20 protein-coding genes are annotated in these 22,307 nt (G+C 64.9%); 10 read left to right on the top strand and 10 right to left on the bottom strand.

Going from position 1 to position 22,307, the window contains the following annotated elements; genetic code table 11:
* Positions 1-13: 13 nt before the first annotated feature.
* Positions 14-1,582, bottom strand: a complete 1,569-nt coding sequence (locus CQW49_RS17005) for a phytoene desaturase family protein (protein ID WP_003608541.1) — start codon at positions 1,580-1,582, stop codon at positions 14-16.
* A 267-nt stretch (positions 1,583-1,849) separates the two neighbouring features.
* Here CQW49_RS17005 and CQW49_RS17010 point away from each other — a divergent pair, with 267 nt between their 5' ends.
* The 7 genes from CQW49_RS17010 to CQW49_RS24735 all read left to right on the top strand — a co-directional run bounded on the left by CQW49_RS17010 (position 1,850) and on the right by CQW49_RS24735 (position 8,558).
* Positions 1,850-4,738, top strand: coding sequence for a glycosyltransferase (locus CQW49_RS17010; protein ID WP_003608538.1), 2,889 nt, complete (start codon positions 1,850-1,852; stop codon positions 4,736-4,738).
* 74 nt (positions 4,739-4,812) lie between these two features.
* Complete coding sequence (locus tag CQW49_RS17015; protein ID WP_003608536.1) at positions 4,813-5,202, top strand: hypothetical protein; 390 nt, start codon at positions 4,813-4,815, stop codon at positions 5,200-5,202.
* 227 nt (positions 5,203-5,429) lie between these two features.
* A complete protein-coding gene (locus tag CQW49_RS17020; protein WP_003608534.1) occupies positions 5,430-5,699 on the top strand; it encodes a DUF6460 domain-containing protein in 270 nt (89 codons plus the stop codon).
* Between the two features lie 101 nt (positions 5,700-5,800).
* Positions 5,801-6,031, top strand: coding sequence for a DUF1737 domain-containing protein (locus CQW49_RS17025; RefSeq protein WP_003608532.1), 231 nt, complete (start codon positions 5,801-5,803; stop codon positions 6,029-6,031).
* An 8-nt stretch (positions 6,032-6,039) separates the two neighbouring features.
* Entirely contained in the window at positions 6,040-6,762 is a 723-nt protein-coding gene (gene recO, locus CQW49_RS17030; RefSeq protein WP_003608531.1) for a DNA repair protein RecO, read from the top strand.
* Between the two features lie 160 nt (positions 6,763-6,922).
* Positions 6,923-8,053 (top strand): hypothetical protein, encoded by a 1,131-nt coding sequence (locus tag CQW49_RS24730; RefSeq protein ID WP_155931250.1) that lies wholly within the window; start codon positions 6,923-6,925, stop codon positions 8,051-8,053.
* 1 nt (position 8,054) lies between these two features.
* Positions 8,055-8,558, top strand: a complete 504-nt coding sequence (locus CQW49_RS24735) for a hypothetical protein (RefSeq protein WP_155931249.1) — start codon at positions 8,055-8,057, stop codon at positions 8,556-8,558.
* Between the two features lie 123 nt (positions 8,559-8,681).
* On the opposite strand, the gene CQW49_RS17035 is transcribed toward CQW49_RS24735, so the two are convergent.
* The gene (locus tag CQW49_RS17035; RefSeq protein ID WP_003608527.1) at positions 8,682-9,248 is read right to left on the bottom strand and encodes an RES family NAD+ phosphorylase; all 567 of its coding nucleotides are present in this window, start codon (positions 9,246-9,248) and stop codon (positions 8,682-8,684) included.
* A complete protein-coding gene (locus CQW49_RS17040; protein ID WP_003608524.1) occupies positions 9,248-9,586 on the bottom strand; it encodes an antitoxin Xre/MbcA/ParS toxin-binding domain-containing protein in 339 nt (112 codons plus the stop codon). Before CQW49_RS17040 ends, CQW49_RS17035 begins: the two co-directional genes overlap by 1 nt.
* A gap of 600 nt (positions 9,587-10,186) precedes the next feature.
* On the opposite strand from CQW49_RS17040, the gene CQW49_RS17045 reads away from it, so the two are divergent.
* Positions 10,187-12,520: an ATP-dependent helicase gene (locus CQW49_RS17045; RefSeq protein WP_003608522.1), complete on the top strand. Its 2,334-nt coding sequence runs from the start codon at positions 10,187-10,189 to the stop codon at positions 12,518-12,520.
* A gap of 4 nt (positions 12,521-12,524) precedes the next feature.
* On the opposite strand, the gene CQW49_RS17050 is transcribed toward CQW49_RS17045, so the two are convergent.
* The 3 genes from CQW49_RS17050 to metX form a co-directional block, all read right to left on the bottom strand.
* Positions 12,525-13,250, bottom strand: a complete 726-nt coding sequence (locus CQW49_RS17050; RefSeq protein WP_003608520.1) for a Crp/Fnr family transcriptional regulator — start codon at positions 13,248-13,250, stop codon at positions 12,525-12,527.
* 272 nt (positions 13,251-13,522) lie between these two features.
* Positions 13,523-14,182: a methionine biosynthesis protein MetW gene (gene metW / locus CQW49_RS17055; RefSeq protein WP_003608518.1), complete on the bottom strand. Its 660-nt coding sequence runs from the start codon at positions 14,180-14,182 to the stop codon at positions 13,523-13,525.
* Positions 14,179-15,342 (bottom strand): homoserine O-acetyltransferase MetX, encoded by a 1,164-nt coding sequence (gene metX / locus CQW49_RS17060; protein ID WP_051418670.1) that lies wholly within the window; start codon positions 15,340-15,342, stop codon positions 14,179-14,181. Before metX ends, metW begins: the two co-directional genes overlap by 4 nt.
* A 216-nt stretch (positions 15,343-15,558) precedes the next feature.
* Between metX and CQW49_RS17065 the strand changes: the two genes are divergently transcribed.
* On the top strand, positions 15,559-15,771 hold the full coding sequence (locus tag CQW49_RS17065; RefSeq protein ID WP_003608516.1) for a hypothetical protein: 213 nt from the start codon (positions 15,559-15,561) through the stop codon (positions 15,769-15,771).
* Positions 15,772-15,876: 105 nt separating this feature from the next.
* On the opposite strand, the gene CQW49_RS17070 is transcribed toward CQW49_RS17065, so the two are convergent.
* Positions 15,877-17,004: a sensor histidine kinase gene (locus tag CQW49_RS17070; RefSeq protein ID WP_003608514.1), complete on the bottom strand. Its 1,128-nt coding sequence runs from the start codon at positions 17,002-17,004 to the stop codon at positions 15,877-15,879.
* Between the two features lie 90 nt (positions 17,005-17,094).
* Between CQW49_RS17070 and CQW49_RS17075 the strand changes: the two genes are divergently transcribed.
* The gene (locus tag CQW49_RS17075) at positions 17,095-18,066 is read left to right on the top strand and encodes a patatin-like phospholipase family protein (RefSeq protein WP_003608512.1); all 972 of its coding nucleotides are present in this window, start codon (positions 17,095-17,097) and stop codon (positions 18,064-18,066) included.
* A gap of 65 nt (positions 18,067-18,131) precedes the next feature.
* On the opposite strand, the gene CQW49_RS17080 is transcribed toward CQW49_RS17075, so the two are convergent.
* From CQW49_RS17080 to CQW49_RS17090, 3 genes are read right to left on the bottom strand one after another with little or no spacing between them, the layout of a single operon-like run.
* The gene (locus tag CQW49_RS17080; RefSeq protein WP_003608510.1) at positions 18,132-19,400 is read right to left on the bottom strand and encodes a hypothetical protein; all 1,269 of its coding nucleotides are present in this window, start codon (positions 19,398-19,400) and stop codon (positions 18,132-18,134) included.
* Complete coding sequence (locus tag CQW49_RS17085; RefSeq protein ID WP_003608507.1) at positions 19,397-19,984, bottom strand: hypothetical protein; 588 nt, start codon at positions 19,982-19,984, stop codon at positions 19,397-19,399. Before CQW49_RS17085 ends, CQW49_RS17080 begins: the two co-directional genes overlap by 4 nt.
* The gene (locus tag CQW49_RS17090) at positions 19,981-22,284 is read right to left on the bottom strand and encodes a GumC family protein (protein ID WP_003608506.1); all 2,304 of its coding nucleotides are present in this window, start codon (positions 22,282-22,284) and stop codon (positions 19,981-19,983) included. Before CQW49_RS17090 ends, CQW49_RS17085 begins: the two co-directional genes overlap by 4 nt.
* Between the last annotated feature and the right edge of the window lie 23 nt (positions 22,285-22,307).

Below are 22,307 nucleotides of genomic sequence, written 5' to 3' on the forward strand. Positions count from 1 at the left end.
CTCGCGAAACGTGTCACCCGCCCGCCAGCTCGGCTCCCGCCAGCTTCGCCGCTTCCGCCCCCGACAGCATGGCGCCATTGAAGCCATGCTCGCCGCCGAAGGCCGAAGACAGATAGAGCCCCGGCACCGGCGTGCGCGGGGTGCGCGGAAAGCCCGAGAGGATCGACTCGGTCGGCGGCAGCGAGGCGAAGCCATAGACCGCGCCGTCCGGCGTGTTGAGATAGCCCGCCATGGATTGCGCATTGAGCAGCGTGCGCTCCTGCACGAGGCCCGAGAAGCCCGGATAATCGCGCTCGAGCCGCGCCTGCAGCGCGTCGAGCCATTGCTCGCGCCGCGCCCGCGCGTCGTCGCGCGAGAGCCCCCGCCAATTGTCCATCCGATCGAGCCCGAGCACGCTGAGCAGGATCGGCGTCTCCTCCCACAGCCCCGAATCGATGGCGCTGAAATTGGCGATTCCATAGGCCGGCAGCGGACCCTTCGGCGCATCGGCGAGCAGGCTCGCGCCGGCGCCGTAATCGTCGAAGCGGCGCATCTCCGCCGGCAGCACGATGCTCGAATAATCGGCGAGGCCGATGGTCTGCGGCTTGGCGGAGAGGCCGTAATGCGCGCAGAACAGCGAGGTCGACAGCGCCCGCGTCCCGAAGGCCTCGCCCATCGCCGCGCGCGCCGCCTCCGGCAGCAGATCGGCGGCGACATTCGGCCCGCAATTGGCGAGCACCGCGCGCGCGGTGACGCGCTCCTCGTCCTCGCCGGATTTGCGCGCCACATGGCGGACGGCGACGGGGCGGCCCTCGCCGTCGAGCTCGATGGCGCTCGCATTGCGGCCGAGCTTCACCACGCCGCCGGCCTTGGTGATCGTCTTGGCGAGCTTGAGGCTCAGCTGCCGCGAGCCTCCTTTGATATAGGCGCCGCCCGAGCCGATATAGCCGCCCTGCGCCAGCGCATAGAAGACGAACCACATGCGCTTCGGATCATCGCCATAATAGAAGAGATTGGCGGCGAGCGCGGCCTTCAGCCCCTCCTCCTCGCCGAACTCGCGCGCGAGCACATCGGAGAGCGAGGCGCGCCAGTCGGCGGCGACCGGCGCGATCTCCGCTAGTCCCTTCGCCAGTCTGGCGATGGAGCGCTCCTCGCGCGCGGCGGAGAGATTCCACAAGGAATCCTGGATCTGATCGATGCGGTCGAGAAAGGAATGGATCGCCTTGGCCTTGGCGGGAAAGCGCGCCGACAGCGCGTCCTTGGCCGCGGCGAAGCCGACCGGCAGAGTGAAGGGCTCGTCCAGCGGCCCGCCGCTCACCGTGTAGAGCGGCCCGGTCGGAATCCATTCGATCTCGTTCAGAATGCCGAGCTCGTCCAGGATGCGGTGCTTGACGTCGCGCGGATCGCGCGGGTCGGAAGTCTGATGCAGCGAGGCCTCGACCGTCAGCGAGCCGACCTTATAGACCGAGGCGGCGCCGCCGAGGCTGAAATTGCGCTCGATCAGGCAGACGCCATAGCCTTGCTTGGCGAGCAGCGCCCCCGCGGTCAGGCCGCCGAGGCCCGAGCCGATCACCACCACATCGAATTGCTTTGCTTCCGCCACGACCGCGCCTTTCGCTTGCGATTTATCGGCTCGCGCGAGCTTACTCGTTGTCGGGCCGAGTTCAAAGGCGGCCGGCCGCCAGCTTTACAATGAGCCGGGAATTTCCTAGGTGGCTCTGCGTCACATGAATTCGACGTGTTTCGCGAAGAGCGAGTCTGAAGACTCGCGGTCCGAGCGCGGCCCCTTGGACCGCGAGCCTTGAGGCTCGCTCTTCTCGGAACCGAGAATCGGAAAACGTGCTCCTCAGGCGAAAGCGAACGAGAGCGGATGCTGCGACGACTGGCGATCATGATCGGCGTGCGGCTCGGCCGCGGCCTCCCGCATTTCGACGCGGAGTATTACGCCGCGGCCTATCCGGACGTCGCCGCCGCCGGAATCGATCCTCTCGCCCATTTTCTGAGGCACGGCTGGCGCGAAGGACGCAATCCGTCCTGGAGCTTTCACACGCTCTATTATCGCGACGAGAACCCGAGCTGCGGACGGCGCGAGAATCCGCTGCTGCATTATCTCGCCAATAAGCACGCGCAGCCGCTGCGCGTGTTTCCGGAAACGGAAGAGGAGCTGATCGAGCTGCAGAAGCGCGTCGTCGCCGGCCATTTCGACGAAGACTTCTATCGGCTGAAATATCTCGGCGGCGCCCTCGATTGCGATGCGCTCGATCATTATCTGCGCAGCGGATGGCGCCTCGGCTTCGATCCATCCGCCGATTTCTCGACCAATAACTATCTCGACGCCAACAGCCATGCGCGCGCCGCCAAGGTCAGCCCGCTCTATCATCACGTCGCGACGCGCTCGATGGCCGCGCAGGCGCCGCGCGTGGCGCCCGCCCGCGCAAATATCGCCGCGGCGCTCGCGCCGGAGTTCGATGCGGGTTTCTATCTGCGCGCCAATCCCGATGTGGCGGCGCAGAAGCTCGACCCGCTCGCGCATTACATCGAGCGCGGCTGGCGCGAGGGGCGCGATCCGAGCGCCGTGTTCTGGACGTCCTATTATCTCTCGAGCAATCCCGACGTGCGCGCCGCGGGCGAAAATCCGTTCCATCATTATATCACGCGCGGGCGCGGCGAAGGGCGCAAGCCCAACCCCGTCGGCGCGCTGGCCTGGCCGAAGCCGACGGCGCCGGCCGCGCAGGAGTGGAACGGCGTCCGTCCCGCGAGACAGGTCGCGAACGCCGAGGTCGATGTGATCGTGCCCGTCTATCGCGGCTATGACGAGACGCTGGCGAGCCTTCACGCCGTGCTCGCCCATGCGCAGCAGACGCCGTTCAATCTCGTCGTCGTCAATGATCGCAGTCCCGAGCCGGCGCTGACCGATGCGCTGCGCGATCTTTCTTCACGCGGCCTCTTCGACTATCTCGAGAACGAGGAAAATCTCGGCTTCGTGCGCAGCGTCAACAAGGCGCTGGAGCGGCGCGGATCGCGCGATGTCGTCATTCTCAACTCCGACGCCATCGTCCATGGCGACTGGATCGACCGTCTGCTCGCCCATGCGCGCAGCGACGCGCGCATCGCGACCATCACACCCTTCTCGAACAACGCCACCATCTGCAGCTATCCGGTCTCCAATCGCGACAATATGCTGGCGCTCGAAGCGTCGCCCGCCGAGCTCGACGATTTCGCCAAGGCCTGCAACGTCGGCGCGCGCAGCGTCGCGCCGACCGGCGTCGGCTTCTGCATGTATATGCGCGGCGCCGTCATCGACGCCATCGGCGGCTTCGACGCCGAGGCCTTCGGCCATGGCTATGGCGAGGAATGCGATTTCTGCCGGCGCGCCGCCGAGGCCGGCCATGTCAATGTGATCGCGCATGACGTCTTCGTCTATCATGCGGGGCAGGTGTCCTTCGCCGAGCGCGCCAAGACCGAGCGCGCCGCCAATCAGCGCGCGCTCGCCGACAAGCATCCCGATTATCCGATGCGCGTCGCGCTCTATATCCGCGCCGATCCGGCGCTGGAGGCGCGCATCCGGCTCGATCTCTATCGGCTGGCGAAGAGCCTTCGCCGCCGCGTCGCGGTGATGGTCACTCACGCCATTCGCGGCGGCGTCGCCACCCATGTCGACGATCTCGCGAAGCGCCTCGACGACGAAGGCTTCGACGTGCTGCTGATGAAGCTCGGCGCCAGCCGCGGCGATGACATCACGATCGAGACGCGCGGCGCGTCGATCTATGCGCCCTCGCTCGCCGCATTGTCGATCGCGCGCCATGCGCGCACGATCGAGGATTTTTTCGCCTGGGCGCGGCCGGAGATTATTCATGTCCATTCCTTCGTCGGATTGGACTGGCCGTCGACTCTGAGCCTCATGTCGATCATCGAGCGCGCCGCGCCGGGCTATTTTTGCACGCTGCATGATTACACCGCGCTCTGCCATCGCCATCATCTGGTGACGCCGCAGGGCGATTATTGCGCCGAGCGCCGCATCGACATTTGCCGCGCCTGCGTCGCCGCCGACAAGGAACATGCGCCGATCGTCGATCCGGCCGAGCGGGAAGCGCGTTACGGCGCCTTTTATGAAAAAGCGAAGAGCATATTCGCGCCCTCGCGCGACGCCGCCGCACGGCTCGCTCATGCCTATCCGAATGTGCGGACGGAGCTGCGTCCGCATGTTTACGCGCCGCCGGCGCTGCGCGAGCCGGAGCCGCCGATCGACGCGCCGCTGCGCATCGCGGTGATCGGCGCGATCACTTTGCACAAGGGCGCGCGGCTGCTGCATGCGCTGGCGCTCGACGCGCGGCGCCGCGATCTGCCGCTGCGCTATCGCATCATCGGCTCCTCGGTGCTGAAGTCGGAGCTCGAGGATGAAGGCGTCGTCGAGACAGGCCATTATCCGAGCGAGGACGCCGGCCTCGCTCTCGTCGAGCAATGGCGCCCGCACTTCGCCTTCTTCCCCTCCATCTGGCCGGAGACCTTCTGCTACACGCTGTCGCTGGCGCTCGCGGCCGGGGTTCCGCCGGTCGTCTTCGACATCGGCGCGCCGGCGGAGCGGCTGCGCGAGCTGGACCAGGGGCAGATTCTCGATCTCGCGCTCGCCGAGACGCCCGCGGCGCTCAATGACGCGATTTTGGCGCTGCCGGTGGACGCGCTCTGGAAAAAGCGGGGGCCTTACACGTCACGGTCATATCCGCGCCTCGTCGAGGACTATTATGGGGTGCGAGCCTGAAGGCTCGCGGTCCGACGCGGCGCCTGGACCGCGAGCTTTCAGGCTCGCCCTCGCTCCAACCAGGACGCAAGCCCATGCGCGCGATTCTCCTCCTCCTCGCTCTCATCGCCGGCGGCGCTCACGCCGAGGACGCGCCCGCCGACGGCCGTTATTCGATGACGCCGGCGGAGAACGGCTTCCTGCGGCTCGACAGAGACACCGGCGCTGTCGCCCATTGCGCGACCGAGAACGGCGTTTCGGCGTGCCGCGCCGCGGCCGACGAGCGCGCCGCGCTGATGGCGGAGATCGACCGGCTGTCCAAGGAGAACGCCGATCTGCGCGCCAAGCTCGCCGGCGCCGAGGCGCCGAAGAAGCCGCTGCCCGGCGAGCAGGAGTTCGAGCGCGCGCTCTCCTTCACCGAGAAATTCGTGCGCCGCATGATGCGGCTCTTCCGCGAGGAGGCGCCCGAGAGCGAGCGGCTCTGAGTTCTCTCTGGTCACGAAAAATCCGCAACGCCTGGGTCGCCGTCATTGCGAGGAGCGCAGCGACGAAGCAACCCAGGGGCCGCCCCGCCGCTCTGGCTTGCTTCGCTCCGCTCGCAATGACGGGCCCGGCTATCGTCGGTTCACGTCGAGACTTCGTGCGTCGCTCGCGATGACGCGCCGGCGATCATGCGATAATCATGTGACGCTGTTGAACGAGAAGGGTCCTCATGTCTGCGATCGACAATTTCCTCGGCGGCTCGCCGCTGCAAGTGTTCGTCAAGCTCCTGTTCGTCTCGCTCGTCGTCGGCGCGCTGCTGATGTGGCTGGAGCTGCGGCCGATCGATCTGCTGCATGGCGTGCAGCGCTTCTTCGACCATATCTCCTCGCTCGGCGTCGGCGCGGTGAAGCTGGTCGGCGAATATGTGCTGACCGGCGCGCTGATCGTGGTGCCGGCGTTTCTGGTGCTGCGCCTGCTCAAGCTCGGCGGGGGGCGCTGAGGCGCAAATTCCGCTTGCGCGCGGCGCTCCGTCCATGGATTGAGGAAAGCAGCGCCGCGGGCGATCCGCCTCGCGGCCATCCCATTCTAAAGAGGCTGACGATGTCCAACGGGCGAGGCAAGAGGTCCACCGTCTATCGCTATCTGACCGGGCCGGACGACGCGGAATTTTGTAAACGCGTCACCGAGGCGCTGAGCCTCGGCTGGTCGCTCTATGGCTCGGCGACGCTGACCTTCGACACGGTGAAGGGCCGGGTGATCTGCGGCCAGGCGATCACCAAGGATGTCTATGATTTCGAATATACGGCGGATGTGAAGCTCTCGGAGCTATAGGCCGGACGATGGAATGGCGGGACGAAGGGCTCGTCATCGGCGTGCGCCGCCACGGCGAGTCCGCGGTGATTCTGGAGCTGATGACGCGCGCGCACGGCCGCCATATGGGCCTCGTGCGCGGCGGCTCCGGCCGCGCCCTTCGGTCGGTCCTGCAGGTCGGCAACAGCGTCGAGGTCCTGTGGCGGGCGCGGCTCGAGGAGCATCTCGGCGCCTTCGCCGTGGAGCCTCTGCGCTCGCGCGCGGCGCGGCTCATCGACCGCGCCTTCGCTCTGCATGGCGTCGCCCATCTCGCCGCGCTGCTGCGCCTGCTGCCGGAACGCGACGCGCAACGGGAGTTATTCGAGATGGCCGAACTGATCGCCGATCGGCTCGATTCGCTCGATCTCGCTCCCGCGCTGATGGCGCGTTTCGAGCTGGCTCTGCTGCAGGCGCTCGGCTTCGGCCTCGATGTCGAGCGCTGCGCTCTGACCGGGGCGACGCAGGATCTCGCCTTCGTCTCGCCCAAGACCGGCCGGGCGGTGACCCGCGACGCCGGCGCGCCCTGGCGCGACCGCCTGCTGCCCTTCCCGCCCTTTCTGCAGGATTGCGCCCGCGCCCCGGCCGATGCGTCCGAGCTGGCGGCGGCCTTCCGCCTCACCGGCCATTTCCTCGCCCGCGACGTCTTCACCCCGCGCGGCCTCGAGGCCCCCCAGGCCCGCGCGCTCTATGTGGGCGCGGCGGCGCGGGGGTGAGGGAGGCGCCGACTCTCGACGCGCGTCCCTTCTCCCACTCGTGCGGAATTATGGCGCAACGCCACAAGCGTTGCCGGGCAACCGCAATTGTTGTTATAGAGATGTCCATGCATGGGAAAGCGCATCATTGGCGCTTTATGCATGGAGCGTTGCCAGAAACATGATCGTGCTCGATCTAAATACTGCGATTATCCCGCAAAATCAACAGATTTGGTCAATGTTCCCGGGGCTAAATCGTATATTCCTTCCGACATTTATTGAGCGTGGATGTGTATTTTTAGATACGCCGGCGATATCGCTATCGTATGATGCACTATATGACGATCGACTTCTTAAACAACATATAGTCATGAGCCAGAAATGGAGCGATTATTTGCGCGGGCACACGAAGCGCGCCCCATCCCGTAACCCACTATATTTTAGTATTGAAGACGGCAGATCTATCAGTTCTGCGGCTGGTAATATAAAGACGTTATTTCTTAAAGTAAAGCCAATGGACCTAATTTTGGTTGGACAAAAAACCATTTATGATCCGATTCTTATAGGCGAGGTGGTTGGTCAGTTCAACCCGGAGGAGTCTATTGCGATACCTCGATGCGAAGGCGAGTTAGGCCCGCTACGCCGCGTTAGATGGCTAGAAACAGCTACCGAAAGACGCTTCATGCCGCAGGCGCTATCCAAATTGCTCAGCAACAGGAAGGCAGTCATAAACATAGATAAGAGCTCATTTGGCCAAGATGTATTCAAGTACGCCTACGGTGATTACGTGTTTGGCGAAAATGCTCGTTACATATTTAGCGGACCTAAATATCGTAATATTGCTACGCAGGCGGTTCCTGGTATCGAGCTGATAACTTATTTCGCGGCGGCATTTAATGCGTGCGAGATAGGTGAATTGGAAAAATTTGCCGCTATGAGTATTGATGCCGCGATAAATTCATATTTCGAGCAGGACATATTGTATTCGTTTGAGATTGATTTCAGCTCTCCTGGAGAGTATATTCTACATGCGCGTCGCGCTGCTTTGCCGCTGCTTGTAGCGGCTCTTATTGCTGCGACGGCGGGTGACCTATCATTTGCGCAGGCGGCTGAAGCGCATATTGTGAATACAGCAGAAATGACCGCAGGCCAATCTGGGTGTGAAATAGAAGTTCAGCAAAAATATAGGGCAATTATGGCGGCGATAAACGTTGAGCAATACAATGCAGCATGTAATCTTAACAAGGAGGCTCAGGATGGCGTTGGTCTAAAAGTAAAGGTTCACAAGAAACATGTTAAGAAGGTTGACTGAAATGGAAAAAAGCGCTGGTGGAATTCTTAGGGCGATCATTAGGATTGCCGAAGTTATTGGTATTCCCGTGGTCGTGTCTGCCGCAGTATCTACTGGAATGAATTCGTGGTTCGAAAGTAGGCTTGAGAATAGCAAGGATCATATAGCCGCTATCATTAAAGAAAAGGAAGGATTTGATGAATCTCAGGTTAATATTTTCGGTCAGCTAGGTATATATACAAATTCAATTCTTAGTAATGACGCAAAGCAAAGCAAGGATGAATTGTTTTCGGCCATCGTCGCTGCTCAGTTGCACATTAGTCGATTGAGAAGCGAGGTAAGTGCAAATAATAATAGTGTATTTAATCTATATGCCGCTGAGCTTGACACGCTTAGGGCTAGGTTAAAAGACGCAAAAGGTGTTAACGATTTGAAAGCAATATACATGTCGGCACAAAGAATACTTGAGCTTCATGACGAAGTCTCATCTGAGGTAAGAGCTAAAATGCAAGTCAGTATTTTTTGATTATTAGAAGTGCATCCTATTGCTTATGGTGTTTGCGCCATAATACCGCATTTCTGGGAGAAGGTGGCCCTCGCCTCGGGTCGAGCAAAATTCGTCGTGAGCCGCGCCGAAAGCGCGACGCTCCTACGCTCCCGCCACGGGCGAACGCGACTTCCAATCGCTCCAGTCGATCGGATCGCCCCCCTCGGACACGACCTCGACGTCGGCGGGATCGAGCCGAGACGTGAACAAGACGAGACTGGCGCAAGGCCGTCTCGCGCTCGGCGCCATTAGTCCGTCGAACCCCAGAAAAAACGCGGCGTCCGCTATGTCCTGCGTTTGCTCGTAGCTGCGACGGCGATAGTCCGCAATCTCGACGCCGAGGGTCTGCAAGGCCGACAGATCGGCGATGCGCAGCGTTTTGGTCGCGCGAACGGCCAGCTCGAAGCAGAGCCAGACCGGCTTCGACGGAAAGACGGGCTGCAGCGACAAGAGCGCATGCACTTCCGCGACGGCGCCGTCTCGCTCCAGCGACGTATACAGCACGTCGAACGCGCCGTTGCACCAGCGGCTCAGAGAAGGACCGCCGAGAGCCGGGTCGCGTCCCGTCGGCGCGACGCGCCAGACGCGCCCGTCGAATGGCTCGCGCGGCAAGGCGTCGACCGCATCGAGAATCTGCAGATCGCGCGCCTTGCGAATATCTGCGGCCATCAGCTGTAAGCGCCCGAGGCGAGCGCCTCGATGACGGCGAGCACGGCCTCGGTTCGCCCGGAATTGATGAGATCGATCGCGCGCTCGCCGTTCAACATCGGGTGCTTGGCGTGGAGCCACAGCCGCGTCTCGTCGGGCGTATAAAAATCCGACAAGCGATCGACGACATAGCGCAGCTCTGCGATGACCGTCTGAGTCCGCAGATCGGGCGTCGCCTTGCCGTTCGACCAGCGAGAAACGGTGGCGGGCGACACGGCGACGATATTCGCAATGTCTTTCCCCTGCAGGCCCCCATCGCTGCGCAGATGATCGAGTATCCGGCTGACGGCGGTCGCCATGGTCGAGGCCTCTGCTGCTTTTGCGGATCGGCGCATTTCCGTCGCACGAGCTGGATGATTGCATATTGGTTTCATAAGTCAATGTAGTGAAATCCGTTGAAGGCGATCTTGACAATAAATGATTTTATTCCTACTCTCCTCCCCGCTTCCGCCGCATGGGGCGCCATCCGAAGGGTCGGGCGGCGTCGGCGGGGCGCGGATCGCGGGGACGGGAGGCGACCCTCTCTCGATGCCTTGCGACGCCACGTCGCCGGCGCTGGTCTTCCTTCGTGCGGAAGCCTTTGAAAAAAGGCGCGGACCGGGCCGAATATCCGAGGGTGGCGCGGGGATAGACTACCCGAAAGGGGAAAACAACCCTGGCCCCGGAGGCGGCGAACAGTAGAAGAGGCAGCCGTGGTCCGGAACGCTTCCGGCTCCGACGCTCTCCTTTTTTCCGCGGCCGAAAACGGCGCCGCGGCGTTCCGGACCTCCCATCTCCCGCGCCGAAAACGGCGGCGGGAACGCTGGCGCGTGCGATCTCCACAATGGATCGCGGGAACGAGGGTGATTCGCCTTCCGTTCTCCTGTATCCTTGCAGACTCGACGAGGGAGTCCCGCGATTTGACACGTCCGCTTCCGACGGAGGAATTCACGCCGCGCGAGGGCGGCATAGCGGCGCGGGCCTCGGCGCTCGCCGGCCGCAATCCGTTTCTCGACGCGCTCAATCCCGAGCAGCGCGCCGCCGTCGAGACGATCGACGGCCCGCTGCTGGTGCTGGCCGGCGCCGGCACCGGCAAGACGCGCGTGCTGACGACGCGCATCGCCCATATTCTCGCCAGCGCCAAGGCGCGGCCGTGGGAAATCCTCGCCGTCACCTTCACCAACAAGGCCGCGCGCGAGATGCGCGAGCGCGTCGAGACGCTCGCCGGCCCGGGCGCCGAGGCGCTGCAATGGCTCGGCACGTTTCATGCGATCAGCGCCAAGATCCTGCGCCGCCACGCCGAGCTGGTCGGGCTCAAATCCAATTTCACCATTCTCGACACCGACGACCAGATTCGCCTCTTGAAGCAGGTGCTCCAGGCCGAGAATGTCGATGATAAGCGCTGGCCGCCGCGCGCCCTCGCGCATCAGATCGACGCGTGGAAGAACCGCGGACTCTCGCCCGCGCAAGTGCCCGCGGGCGAGGCGAGGAGCTTCGCCGACGGCAAGGGCGGCAAGCTCTATGCGCTCTATCAGGAGCGATTGAAGGCGCTCAACGCCGTCGACTTCGGCGATCTGCTGCTCGAGGCCTTGCGCCTGTTCCGCGAGAACGCCGATGTGCTCGACGACTATCGGCAGCGCTTCCGCTATATTCTCGTCGACGAATATCAGGACACCAACACTGCGCAATATCTGTGGCTGCGCCTCATCGCGCAGGGGCGCCACAATGTCTGTTGCGTCGGCGACGACGATCAGAGCGTCTATGGGTGGCGCGGCGCCGAGGTCGAGAACATATTGCGCTTCGAGAAGGATTTCCCCGGCGCCAAGATCGTGCGGCTCGAGCGCAATTACCGCTCCACCGGCCATATTCTCGCGGCCGCCTCGCATCTCATCGCCCATAATGAAGGCCGGCTCGGCAAGACCTTGTTCACCGAGGGCGCCGACGGCGACAAGCCGACCGTCACCGGCGTCTGGGACAGCGAGGAGGAGGCGCGTGCGATCGGCGAGGATATCGAGCAATTGCAGCGCAAGGGGCAGGATCTCGATGAGGTCGCCATTCTGGTGCGCGCCTCGTTCCAGATGCGCGAGTTCGAGGATCGCTTCATCACGCTCGGCCTGCCTTATCGCGTGATCGGCGGCCCGCGCTTCTATGAGCGGCTCGAGATCCGCGACGCGCTCGCCTATCTGCGCTGCGTCGCGCAGCCCTTCGACGATCTCGCCTTCGAGCGCATCGTCAACACGCCCAAGCGCGGGCTCGGCGACGCCACGCTGCAAGTGCTGCATGATTATTCGCGGCAGGCGTCGGTTCCGCTGACGCAGGCGGCGCGCGTCCTCGTCGAGACCGAGGAGCTGAAGCCCAAGCCTCGCGCGACGCTGCGCAATCTGATGGCCGATTTCGACCGCTGGCGCGGGCTCATCGACACGACGCCGCAGAACGAATTGGCCGAGCTGGTGCTCGATGAATCCGGTTATACGCAGATGTGGCGCGACGACAAGACGCCCGAGGCCGCCGGCCGCTTGGAGAATTTGAAAGAGCTGGTGCGGGCGATGGAGGAGTTCCCCGATCTCGCCGGCTTCCTCGAGCATGTGTCGTTGGTGATGGAGACCGACGAGGCCGCCGATCAGCGGCGCGTGTCGATCATGACGCTGCATGGCGCCAAGGGCCTCGAGTTCGAGACCGTCTATCTCCCCGGCTGGGAGGAGGGACTGTTCCCGCATCAGCGCTCGCTCGACGACAATGGCCGCGCCGGCCTCGAGGAGGAGCGCCGCCTCGCTTATGTCGGCGTCACCCGCGCCAAGCGCCGCCTCAAGATCTTCTTCGCCACCAATCGCCGCATTCACGGCCTGTGGCAATCGACCATCCCCTCGCGTTTCCTCGACGAATTGCCGGCATCGGATGTGGAGGTGACGGAGGCGGCGGGCGCCTCGCAATATGGCTCCTATGGCGTGTCGCGCTTCGCCAATATGGATTCATACGGCTCGAGCTATTCGACGCCGGGCTGGAAGCGCGCCCAGGCGACGCGAGAGTCGGCGCGCGAATCGGGGCCGGCCGCGCGGCGCCGCGCGCCTTTGACCATTCAAGGCGAGGTGCTGGCGAAGTCGACGAGCTCGTCACGCTTTGCCGTCGGCGTCCGCGTGTTCCATCAGAAATTCGGTCCCGGCACGGTGGCGGCGGTGGACGGCAATAAGCTGTCCGTCGATTTCGACAAGGCCGGGCGCAAGATGGTGCTGGAGAGCTTCGTCGAGCAAGGGTGATGCGTCACGCCACCGTGTCGCGACTGTCGGCCGTCTCGCGACGATCGGCGCTCGCTGCGTTGTCGCCGAAACATTCGGCGGCGAGTCGGGGCACGCTCTCGACCAGCACGTCGCGCATTTCCGTGCGCACGCCGACGTCGCGCAGCCGCGCGAAAGAGCGCGAGAGCGTCTCCTGCTTCACGCCGAGACGCGCCGCGATCAGCCGCTTGTCGTAAGGCAGGCGAATGCAGCAGCTGTCCTCGCCCGGCGGACACAGAGAGAGAATGAAGCGCGCGAGGCGCTGATCGGCGTTCAGTCCCTTGAGCGATTCGATCTCGCCGATGAGCGCGCTCACCTTGCGCGAGGCCTCGGCGATCACGGCGCCGCAGAGCGAGGAGGAATCGCGCAGGGCGTCGCGAAAGCGCGCCGCCGATAATTTCATCGCGCAGACCTCGCCGATCGCCTCGGCGCCGATGCGATAGTTCTCGCCGTCCGGAGTCAGCGCTTCATAGAGGCTCTCGCCGATCGAGCAGATATTGACGAGCGTCTCGTCGCCGCAGGCGCTGGTGCTCGACAATTTCACATAGCCGTCGAGCACGACGACGACGCAGAGCGCGCGGTCGCCCTGGCGGAAGATCGTCGCGCCGTCATGGAAATATTCGACCTTGGAGTCGCGCGTCAGGCGCTGCAACGTCTGTCCATCGACAGACGCGAACAGCGGCGCGTCCCTCAGCGACGGCGACTCCGACATAGAGCGCTCCGGGCGGGCTCCGTTTCGTCGACGGATTGGCGCCGAAAATCGCGCTCCGTCGATCATTGATGGGCAATCTATCCCGAACAGCGGCGCAGGAAAAGCCGCACATCTGCGACGCGGCGACGCGCAGGAAATGGTGAGACGCGACGATAGTGTTGAATTTGCGGGCCTTGCAAGCTTTCGCACGGGGCGGCGACGTCTTCGCATATCGATACGCAGCGCGAATTCACGCGCTGCGAGTCGCGCCTTTTTCAAGCGCCTATGTAATATTACGGAGACTCCGAGAAATTTTTTCGCTCATTGCGCTCCAGCAGAAAGATCGCCTGCGCGCCGAGCAGGTTCCACACCCACCAGGGCGCGTTGACGCGAATCGGCTGGCCGGAATGATCGAGCGCCACGCCGCGCTCGATATGCGCGCCGATATCGTCGACGAGCTCGACGAAATCCTTGATGGTGCAGAGATGAATATTCTGCGTCTCGTACCAGCTGTCGGTCAGCGTGGGCGTGAGGGGCATGCGCCCATGCAGCATCAGCGACAGGCGCACGCGCCAATGGCCGAAATTGGGAAAGGAGACGATGGCGCGGCGGCCGATGCGCAGCATGTTGACGAGCACATCCTTGGGCCGGCGCGTCGCCTGCAGCGTCTGCGACAGGATCACGTAGTCGAATCCGTCGGTCGGATAATCGGAGAGATCGGTGTCGGCGTCGCCCTGAATGACCGAGAGCCCCTTGGCGACGCAATCATTGACGCCGCGCTGGGACAATTCGACGCCGCGACCGTCGACCTGCCTTGTCGCGGCGAGCCATTGCAGCAGCGCCCCGTCGCCGCAGCCGACATCCAGCACGCGGGCGCCCGGCGCCACCATGGCGGCGACGGCGGCGAGATCGACGCGAACCGCGCGCGGCGGGAGAGGGGAGGAAGCGTTCACGCGCGCGTCTCCCCGGCGCGCGGCGGCAATCCGCGCGCCGCCGCAGCCGATTCGAGGAAGCCGCGCGTCGTCGCGATGAACTCCGGCTCGTGGACGAGGAAGGCGTCGTGACCCTTGTCGCTGTCGATCTCGACGAAGGAGACCGAGGCGCCGCCGGCGTTGAGCGCATGCACGATGGCGCGCGAGGCGGAGGTCGGATAGAGCCAGTCGGAATTGAAGGAGACGACGCAAAAGCGCGTCCTCGTTCCCTGGAACGCCTGCGCCAGCGCGCCGCCATAATCGGCCGCGAGATCGAAATAATCGCAGGCGCGCGTCACATAGAGATAGGAATTGGCGTCGAAGCGGTCGACGAAGGCCATGCCCTGATAGCGCAGATAATTCTCGATCTGGAAATCGGCGTCGAAGGAGAAGGTCGGCGCGGCGCGATCCTGCAGATTGCGGCCGAACTTGCGCTGCAGCGCCGGCTCCGAGAGATAGGTGATATGCGCGGCCATGCGCGCGACGGCGAGGCCCTTCTCGGGGCGCACGCCCTGCTCGAGATAGCGCCCGCCGCGCCAGTCGGGATCGGCCATCACCGCCTGGCGGCCGACCTCGTGAAAGGCGATATTCTGCGAGGAATGCTTGGGCGCCGTGGCGATCGGCATGGCGGAGAAGACGCGCTCGGGATAGCTCGCCGCCCATTGCAGCACCTGCATGCCGCCCATGGAGCCGCCGGCGACGCAGAACAAGGTCTCGATGCCGAGATGGTCGATCAGCATGGCCTGCGCCCGCACCATGTCGCGGATCGTGACCACGGGGAAGTCGAGCCCATAGGGCCGGCCGGTGGCGGGGTTGGTCGACGCCGGGCCGGTGGTGCCGAGGCAGCCGCCGACGACATTGGAGCTGATGACGAAGAAACGCTCGGTGTCGAAGGGCTTGCCGGGGCCGACCATCACATCCCACCAGCCGGGCTTGCCGGTCAGCGGATGGAGATTGGCGGCGTGCTGGTCGCCGGTCAGCGCATGGCAGAGCAGAATGGCGTTGGAGCGCGCGGCGTTCAACTCGCCATAGGTCTGGAAGCCGATGGTGAGCGGCGCGACGCATCCCCCGCCGTCGGTGACGAGCGGCCGGTCCGCTCCGAATTCGACGAATTTGCCATATTGGGCGTCGGAAGCGGACATGGTCTCTATAGCCGGCAGCGCTCTGGCCAAATCTTTCGCCTCATGTTCGATTTGCCGAACAATTCGTTCGTCAGCATCGGGGGCGGAGGGGCGTTAGTCAAGGGCTCAGTGCGCCAGTCAGCGCTGGTGAGGGACGGTGAGCCACGGAAGCCTCTCGCTGATTTTTCAAACCGACGCGATCGAGCAATAATAACTTGCGTGGAAGGAGTGCGGCCAATGTTGAGCTTCGATTACGAAAACGGCGTTATAAAAGTCGCTATCGACGCCGCTGGAATAGAAAAGTTGCTCACGATCTTGCGCGCGTGTGAAGAAAGGCGCGGTCATGTACATTTGTGTACTGCCGCAAATGGCGGGCGGGAGCTTGATGAGCAGACGCCTTGGGGAAAGCCTGCGATCGGAGAAGTCATTATAGACTCCTTCGTGACATGATCAGCGTGACAGGAAATCTGCATCAGCGCGACAGAAAGTCTACGACTATGCTGTGGATGCTGTGGATCGTTATGGCCGTGCAGAAGCTGTTGCGACGGTCGAACGTCACGTCTCGCGCGCGCTCGGGATCGCGATTAGCGTCGGGATGGAAAAGCGGAAGGCCGCGCCCTGTCCCGGCTTCGATTCGACGGAAATGCGCCAGCCGTGGCGGTCGGCGATGGATTTGCAGATCGCCAGCTCTATGCCGGCGCCGGCATATTCGACGCCGGCCGGGCGGCTGAAAGGCTCGAAAATGCGTTGCGTGAACTCCGGATCGAAACCGACGCCCCAATCGGCGATCTCGAGCGTCAGCATGGCGGACGCGTCGACGGCGCCGATGATCGCCACCCGCGCGGCCTCGCCGGGCTTGCGATATTTGACGGCGTTGGCGACGATGTTCTGAATGAGACGCGCGAATTGCGCCCGGTCGGCGATGAAGGCCGCCTCGGGTAGATCGACGCCGAGTCGCGTCTCGCCGCTGGCGAGGGACGGCGCGATCTCGTCGAGCGCGCGTCGCACCTCCTCGCCCAGCTCGACGATCTCCAGCCGCTGATCGCCATAGATGGTGCGGGCGTAGATCAGCAGGTCCTCGACCAGTCGGCGGGCCCCGAGCGCGCAATGGCGCATGCGGCGGCTCGCCTCCATCACAGCGGCGCAGTCGCCGGCCGCCATCGCCGCATCGAGCCGCTGCGACTGGCCGACGATCTCGGCCAGCGGCTGGTGCAGATCGAGCGAGGCGACGTAAGCGAATTGCGCGAGCTGCTCATTGGCGTGCTCCAATTCGGCGACGCTGCCGGCGAGCTCGCGCTCGACGGCGCGGCGCTCGCTCATGTCGAGCACAGTGGCCATGACGACGAGGCCGGCGGCGGTCTGCGCCGGGGCGAGCCCGATCTCGACCGGAAACTCGCTGCCGTCGCGCCGGCGCGCCTGGATCTCGGGTCCCCGGCCCATCAGCAGCCGCGACGGGTCGGCGCAGTAGAGCCGGCGCATATGGGCATGGCGGCGGCGCAGCCGCGCCGGCACGAGCAGTTCCACCGGACGGCCGATCAGCTCGGCGCGGGCGTAGCCGAACATGCGCTCCGTCTCCATATTGGCGTAACGCATGGCCCCGTCCGCGCCGGCCATGATGATCGCCGCCGGCGACGCCTCGATCATTTCGCGAAAATGATCGAATCCAACCGTATCAATGCTCATCAGCGCGTCCCCTTGCGCGCGGCGCCGCTCGGCGCGACGGTGAAACGTCAGGGATATGTGCATCCGAAGAGTGTATAAAAAGGTGTGGTCATGCAAGAGGATGCGGTGGGCTCCGCCCCGATGCTCGGAAAGCGCAAGATCGGCCTCGCGCTCAGCAGCGGCATGGCGCGCGGCTGGGCGCATATCGGGGCGCTGCGCGCGCTCGGCCGGCTCGGCGTGCAATTCGACGTGATCGCCGGCGCCTCGGCCGGGGCTCTGGTCGGCGGCTGCTACCTGGCTGGAAAGCTCGACGAGCTCGAGGACTGGGCGAGCTCGCTGAACAAGCGCCGCATCATGTCCTATCTCGATCTCCAGCTCGGCTATGGCGGCCTCATAAAAGGTGATCGGCTGCGCATGGAATTGCGCCGCGCGCTCGGCCCGCTGCGGATCGAGACCTTGCCCACTCCCTTCGTCGCCGTCGCCACCGATCTGGTGACGGGCCATGAAATCTGGCTGCAGAAGGGCGATCTCGCCGATGCGCTGCGCGCCTCGTTCTCGCTGCCGGGCCTGTTCCCGCCCATCGAGCTCGAAGGCCGCTGGCTCGCCGATGGCGCGCTCGTCGATCCGTTGCCGGTCGCCGCTTGCCGCGCGCTCGGCGCCGAAATGGTGATCGCGGTCAATCTCAACACCGACATCATCGGCAAGTCGCGCGACGCGGCGCGCCTGCCGGGGTCGTTCAGCCTCGATCCCCTCACTCTGGCGGAGGACAAGCAAAAGCCCTTCATCGCGTCGCTGACCGAGAGCCTGACGCGCGGCATCTTTCGTCGCGACCCCGACCGGCCGAGCATCTTCGGCGTCATGACCACATCGCTCTCGATCATGCAGGACCGCCTGACGCGCTCGCGCCTCGCCGGCGACCCGCCCGACGTTCACATCACGCCGCGCGTCGGCCATATCGGCCTGCTCGAGTTCGATCGCACGGAAGAGGCCGTCCGCGAGGGCGAGGAGGCGGTGGAGCGGCGGCGCGACGAGATCGCCGACGCGCTCGAGGTGATGCGGCTGATCCGAGGAGGGGCGTCGTGACTGCGGCGCGCTCGCGAGCCTTGGAGGCTCGTTCCCGAGGCTCGTAACGTCGGTGAGGCAGGGCGCTACTGCGCCGCGCGCAGTCCCGAGTCCACGCGCTCGAGCGCGAGGCCCGTAAAGAGCATCTCGCCCGACGCGATCCATTCCGAGGGGGAGCGCGCGTCGAGAATGAGAGAGACCGATTGCAGCGGACAATTGGCGTTTGGCGCGGCGAAATCGAACTTGAACGTGGTCCAATTGTCGAAGCGGCCCCTCGCCATCTCGCTCTCGCCGAGCACGGTCGCGCCGTCGGCGCAGGCGATGCGCCAGCGCAGCCCGCGCGGACTTTCGAGCGCGCCGCGCAGCCGGTAGCTCATGCGCCAGAGGCCGGGCGCGAGCTTCACATATTGCCGCACGCTGTGCGGCGCGGCGCGTTGGTTGTAGCGAAGGCGCAGCGCGCGCTCGCCGTCGACCTCCGCAATGTCGATGGCGACGCCGGCGGCGGCTTCGAGGGTCCAGTCGAAGGGCGAGGCGGTCGGAGGCTCGGCGAAACCCGCGTTGAACAAACCGGATGACGGCGCCGTCCGTCCCTTCGGCAGCAATCGGCGCCAGGCTTCATAGGCGAAATCATAATGGCCGGCGCGGAACAGCGCTTGGAGATAGCGGCGGGCGGCCTCCTCGCTGCGCGGGCTCGGCTCGTCGCGCGCCGCCAGCAGCAGCCGCAAGGGCGTGCGCGCATCGCTCGCGCCTTCGCTCAGCTTCAGCAGAAACGGGTCGCGCCAGCGCGGATGCGCGGCGATCATCCGTCGCACGATGGGCGCGCCTTCGTCGGCCTCGGCGATGAGCGTCATGAACGCCGCCGCATCATCGAAAGCGTCGGTGCGCGAGCGCAGCAAAATATCGGCGATCTCGGCCGCATGCGCGTAGCGCGCCTGCGCGACGCGGCGCGCGAGCAGAAAGCGCAGCGCTCCGGCCTCGGTCAGCGAGCGTTGCGCCGCCGCCTCCATGAACGGCTCGGCGCGATCATCGGGGGTGAGCCGTCCGATGAGGCGCCAGGGCGCGGCGCGCAGCGGCGCCTGCGCCGCAGCCGTCTCGGCGAGCCGGCGCGCGCGCGCGCGATCGGCGGGGGAGAGAGCGGCGCCGGAATTGGAGGATTCGACGATGCGCTCGGCGACGGCGAGCAGCGCCGCCGGATTGTTCGGCGCCACGGCGAGCGCCGCCTTCGGCCAGAGGGAAGCGAGATGCGGCGCGAGATCGGCGGTGACGAGCTCATAAGCGAGGCAAAGGCCGACGACGCCGAAGAGGACGACGCGCAGGCGGCGCGGGGCGCCGGACGTCCGGGCGCGCGGGCTCATGCGCCGTCCGTCGCGCGGCGACGGCGAAACAGGAACAGCAGCGCGCGCAGCAGCAGTCCGGGCCGCCGCGCGACGGCGACGCGCTTGGGCGCCGGCAGCCGCCTTCGACTGCGCTTGCGCGCGAGCAGGCGGCCGGGCCGCGGCGACGCTTCTGCGAGATGCGCGTCATAGGCGGCGCGGCGTTCGGGCGTCTTCACATTGTTCCAGGCCTGCGCGATGCGTGCGGCCGCCGCATGGCTGTCGCCCTGCGGGTCGATGTCCGGATGCAGGCTGCGCAACAGCAACGCCATGTTGCGGCGCAGATCCGGCGCCGGCGTCGAGGGATCGCCGCCGAGAATGCGATAGCTGTCGGATCTAGGATCGAGCAGGATCTGCTCGACGAAGAACATCGCCGCCGCATGAATGAGCTCGCGCGAGCGGCCGCTCGCCGCTTCGGCATGGGAGAGCGCCTCCTCGTCGCGCGCGGCGACGCGCAGCAGCAGTGGCACGTCCGCCGGCAGCGGGCCGGATTGCGCGACGCGGACGCGAGAAGGCGCCTGCACCAGATCGATGGCGGATCGCAGCGCGGTCGCACGCCCCGTCACGCGTGACGCTCCTCGACCGTCTGCGCCTCCGCCTTATCCGTCGCCAGCTCCTTGGGGGCTTCGTCCTGTCCATAGCTGTAGCCGTAGCCATATCCATATCCATAGCCGTAGCCATATCCATAGGCGCCGGCTTTCGCGTCCTGCCGCGTCAGCACGCCGCCGACCACATTGGCGCGCGCGAAGCGCAGGCGCTTCAACGAATGACGCAGCTGGCCCTTGCGCGTGCCGCCGGAGCGGATGACGAAGACGGTGGCGGCCGCGACATTGGAGAGCAGCTGCGCGTCGGCGAGGCCGAGCACCGGCGGACTGTCGATGACGATGAGGTCGAAGACCTCCGCGCCGACGGTGAGCAGCGTCATGAAGCGCGAGCTGGCGAGGAGATCGGCCGGATTGGGCGGAATGGGGCCGGACGGCATGAACACGAGATTATTGGTCGTCGTATTCTGCATCGCCTTGGGCGGCGAGCATCCTCCGGAGAGATAATTGCTGAGCCCCGTGCTGTTGTCGAGACCGAAGCGCACGTGCAGCGATGGACGGCGAAGGTCGGCGTCGATGATGAGAACCTTGAGCCCCAGAGTGGCGAAATGGCGGGCGATGGCGAGCGCCGTGGTCGATTTGCCTTCGCCCGCCGCCGAGCTGGTGACGAGCAGGCTCTTGGGCAGCCCGCTCTCGGTGGCGAAATGCAGAGAGGTGCACAAGGAGCGATAGGCCTCGCACACCCCCGAGCGCAGCTCCGCGAGCTCGCCCTCGATCGTGCGTCCCTCGCCTTCGATCTGGGGAATGAGGCCGAGCGTCGCGAGGCCGGTGAGACGCTCGAGCTCCTCCGCCGTGCTGATCGTGTCGTCGAACTTCTCCAAGAGGAAGATGAACAGCGCCGCGGCGGCGACGCCGAGAGCGAGGGAGGTGAGCAGATTGCGGCTGGTCTGCGGTGAGGACGGCGCGCCGGGCAGATGCGCCTGCTCCACGATGAACACATTGTTCGCGCCGGCGCCGCTGGCGACGTCGACCTCCTTGTAGCGCTGCAGCAGATGCTCATAGAGCGCGCGATTGGTGTCGACCTCGCGCTTGAGAATATTATACTGAATGCTGCGCTCTTGCAGGTCGAGCACTTCGGCGCGCAATGTCTCGACGCGCGCCTTCATCTCCCTCTCCTGGCTGAGCGAGGCCTCGTAAGCGCCCTTGTAGGAATCCTTGACCGCTTTGACCTCGATCTCGATCTGCCGGTCGATTTCCTTGATCTTGTTGTTGATCTGCACCATGCCCGGATAGTTCGGCTTGAAGGTCTCGAGCTTCTCCTGATATTCGGTGACGAGCGCGTTGCGCTTCTCGCGCAGATCCTCCACCGCCTTGTTGCCGAGGAGCTGCGGAAGATTGACGGCTCGCGCCTCCGACACCTGCTTGTAGAGCTGCTCGTTGCGGATGCGCTCCGCCGCCAGCTGTCCGAGCACGGCGCTGCCCGCCGCCAGATTATTCTCGGCGATCGAGGACTTCTCGTTGGTGGTGATGATCTGCTCTTTCTGGCCGAACTCGACGAGGCGCTTCTCGGACTCCTGCAGCCGGATCTGCAGCTGCCGGATCTGATCCTCGAGGAAGGCCTTGGCGAAAGCGTTGACCTGGAAGCGCTTGTCGAGATTGGAATCCACGAAGGCCTGCGCCAACCCGGCGGCGATCTTCTGCGATCGCGCCGGGCTCGGGTCCGTGTAGGCGATGTCGACGAGACGCGAGCCGGCCACCGGCTTGATCGCGCGATTGCCGAGGACGCGTCCGGCGGCGGCCTGCTCGCGCAGGGCGCGGTCGGCCCCGCCGCGGGACTTCGCGTCGAAGCCGAGGAGCGACCTCAGCGTCGGCAGCAATCCGGCTTCGCTCGGCGCGACGAAATCCGCATCGTCGGCGAGCTTCAGCGTCGAGGCAGCGCGCTCCGCGATGGCCGATCCCTGCAGCAGCTCATATTGCGTGCGCAGGAATTCGGCGTCGGAGCCCTCGAGGGGAGTGACATTGCCGTTCTCGACCACGCGCGCGACATGGCGGTCGATCTGCACGCGCGTCGTCGCAGTGTAGAGCGGCGTCATCATCAATGTGCGCAGCATGCCGAGCGCGACCACGGCGGTGACGATCGCCAGCGCCTGCCATTTATGCCGCAGAAAAATACGCCAATATTCCCACAGCGTCGGCTCGACCTCGATGCCGCCCGTTCCGACATAGCCGCCGGGACTTTCCGCATCGCCATAGAGCGCCGAGGCGGCGGGGCGCGGAATCAGCTTGCCCGAATCGTCTTCGTTCGTCGCTGTCTTATCGTTCATGCGGGCTCGACCTCGCAAAATAT

This window comes from Methylosinus trichosporium OB3b, assembly GCF_002752655.1.
GTDB lineage: Bacteria > Pseudomonadota > Alphaproteobacteria > Rhizobiales > Beijerinckiaceae > Methylosinus > Methylosinus trichosporium.

Excerpts from the sequence above, each read along its gene's own strand:
- CQW49_RS17010 (WP_003608538.1), top strand. The coding sequence starts at position 1,850 with ATGCTGCGACGACTGGCGATCATGATCGGCGTGCGGCTCGGCCGCGGC.
- CQW49_RS17015 (WP_003608536.1), top strand. The coding sequence starts at position 4,813 with ATGCGCGCGATTCTCCTCCTCCTCGCTCTCATCGCCGGCGGCGCTCAC.
- CQW49_RS17020 (WP_003608534.1), top strand. The coding sequence starts at position 5,430 with ATGTCTGCGATCGACAATTTCCTCGGCGGCTCGCCGCTGCAAGTGTTC.
- CQW49_RS17025 (WP_003608532.1), top strand. The coding sequence starts at position 5,801 with ATGTCCAACGGGCGAGGCAAGAGGTCCACCGTCTATCGCTATCTGACC.
- recO (WP_003608531.1), top strand. The coding sequence starts at position 6,040 with ATGGAATGGCGGGACGAAGGGCTCGTCATCGGCGTGCGCCGCCACGGC.
- CQW49_RS24730 (WP_155931250.1), top strand. The coding sequence starts at position 6,923 with ATGATCGTGCTCGATCTAAATACTGCGATTATCCCGCAAAATCAACAG.
- CQW49_RS24735 (WP_155931249.1), top strand. The coding sequence starts at position 8,055 with ATGGAAAAAAGCGCTGGTGGAATTCTTAGGGCGATCATTAGGATTGCC.
- CQW49_RS17035 (WP_003608527.1), bottom strand. The coding sequence starts at position 9,248 with ATGGCCGCAGATATTCGCAAGGCGCGCGATCTGCAGATTCTCGATGCG.
- CQW49_RS17040 (WP_003608524.1), bottom strand. The coding sequence starts at position 9,586 with ATGGCGACCGCCGTCAGCCGGATACTCGATCATCTGCGCAGCGATGGG.
- CQW49_RS17050 (WP_003608520.1), bottom strand. The coding sequence starts at position 13,250 with ATGTCGGAGTCGCCGTCGCTGAGGGACGCGCCGCTGTTCGCGTCTGTC.
- metX (WP_051418670.1), bottom strand. The coding sequence starts at position 15,342 with ATGTCCGCTTCCGACGCCCAATATGGCAAATTCGTCGAATTCGGAGCG.
- CQW49_RS17065 (WP_003608516.1), top strand. The coding sequence starts at position 15,559 with ATGTTGAGCTTCGATTACGAAAACGGCGTTATAAAAGTCGCTATCGAC.
- CQW49_RS17070 (WP_003608514.1), bottom strand. The coding sequence starts at position 17,004 with ATGAGCATTGATACGGTTGGATTCGATCATTTTCGCGAAATGATCGAG.
- CQW49_RS17075 (WP_003608512.1), top strand. The coding sequence starts at position 17,095 with ATGCAAGAGGATGCGGTGGGCTCCGCCCCGATGCTCGGAAAGCGCAAG.
- CQW49_RS17080 (WP_003608510.1), bottom strand. The coding sequence starts at position 19,400 with ATGAGCCCGCGCGCCCGGACGTCCGGCGCCCCGCGCCGCCTGCGCGTC.
- CQW49_RS17090 (WP_003608506.1), bottom strand. The coding sequence starts at position 22,284 with ATGAACGATAAGACAGCGACGAACGAAGACGATTCGGGCAAGCTGATT.